Origin of the sequence: Acinetobacter sp. YH01021, from assembly GCF_013420255.1 — a bacterium.
Classification (GTDB): Bacteria; Pseudomonadota; Gammaproteobacteria; order Pseudomonadales; family Moraxellaceae; genus Acinetobacter.
Map to the genome: position 1 here is coordinate 1 of NZ_VOYO01000071.1, position 1,296 is coordinate 1,296.

General features: G+C 37.1%; 1 protein-coding gene and 1 pseudogene. Both read left to right on the forward strand.

What is annotated here, in order from left to right:
* Positions 1-240 precede the first annotated feature (240 nt).
* Entirely contained in the window at positions 241-807 is a 567-nt protein-coding gene (locus tag FTT86_RS15850) for a recombinase family protein (protein WP_006581699.1), read from the forward strand.
* Between the two features lie 182 nt (positions 808-989).
* Positions 990-1,296, forward strand: a pseudogene (locus FTT86_RS15855) (transposase); the annotation flags it as partial.

Genomic DNA, 1,296 nt, shown 5'->3' on the forward strand with positions numbered 1-1,296 from the left:
GCTTACCGACTTGCTGGGCGACGAACTTTTAAAATTAAAAAACGTAAAATTAATTCGAATTGAGGCAGGCTTTTACTCCCATTCGATCGAATTTCGAATAAGAGATGTTCTGTAAATTTAGAGTATAGCCTAACGGAACAAAATAAAGTCTTAAAAAGCAACTCAAAAACCGTATTTATAGACTTAATATTTAATTTCGGTACAATATGTATTTAATTATCTAAACTCTAACGGTACAGAATGCCTAATCAGGTCGGATATATTCGAGTCAGTTCAACTGAACAAAATACTGAACGTCAATTAGATGGAATCAGCCTGGATAAGACCTTTACTGAAAAGGCAAGCGGTGGTAGCCGTGAACGTCCTCAGTTAAATGCAATGCTCGACTATCTGCGTGAAGGTGATACGGTGCATGTTCATAGTATTGATCGTCTGGCACGTAATACAAATGATCTGAACGAAATTGTGAATAGTCTGAATGATCGTGGTATAACCATTATTTTTCATAAAGAGAATTTGACCTTCAGTCATGATGTAGCACAATCGGCAATAAATAAACTCATGTTTCAGATGCTTGCTGCATTTGCAGAGTTTGAACGCTCCATGATCCGTGAGCGTCAAAAGGAAGGAATTGCAAAAGCCAAAGCGAAGGGCTTATATAAGGGAAGAAAGCGGAAGGTTGACTATGTTGAAATACGAAAAGCAATGGCTGAAGAAAATTCAACATTTAGAGGTGTTGCAGAAAAGTTTAAAGTAGGGATAGCAACAGTACAAAGAGCTTTAAAAGAAGAAACTAATAATCAATAAGGTTGATTAATGAAGACGCTTAGATATTCAAATTTAGAAAAGATCATGACCATTTATACTGAAATTTCTACTTATATTACATTTCATAATGCGACTGGTTTAACAGATATAAATAAATCAATGGAAGATTTTTGAACCGTACCGGGTTTGTCGGAGACCAAGCTTTCTGAGAGAATGTCCCGATGAAAAAAGTAAAATATACCCCTGAAATCAGAGAAAGAGCGGTTCAATTATTGATTGAATCCGAGAAAGATTATCCATCGAATTGGGCTGCGATCACCGCTATTGCTCCCTGAGCAGTATACTGCGCAAGGGTTGTACTCCTGAAACACTACGTGTTTGGTATCAAAAATATTTAGATAAACAAAATCCAGTTAAAGTACAGCAGCTTTCAGACCAAGAACGTATCAAACAACTCGAACGCGAAAATAAAGAACTGCAACGCGCCAATGAAATTCTACGTAAAGCAGCCGCTTTTTTCGCCCAGGC

Coding starts and splice junctions, on each gene's coding strand:
- FTT86_RS15850 (WP_006581699.1), top strand. CDS start 241: ATGCCTAATCAGGTCGGATATATTCGAGTCAGTTCAACTGAACAAAAT.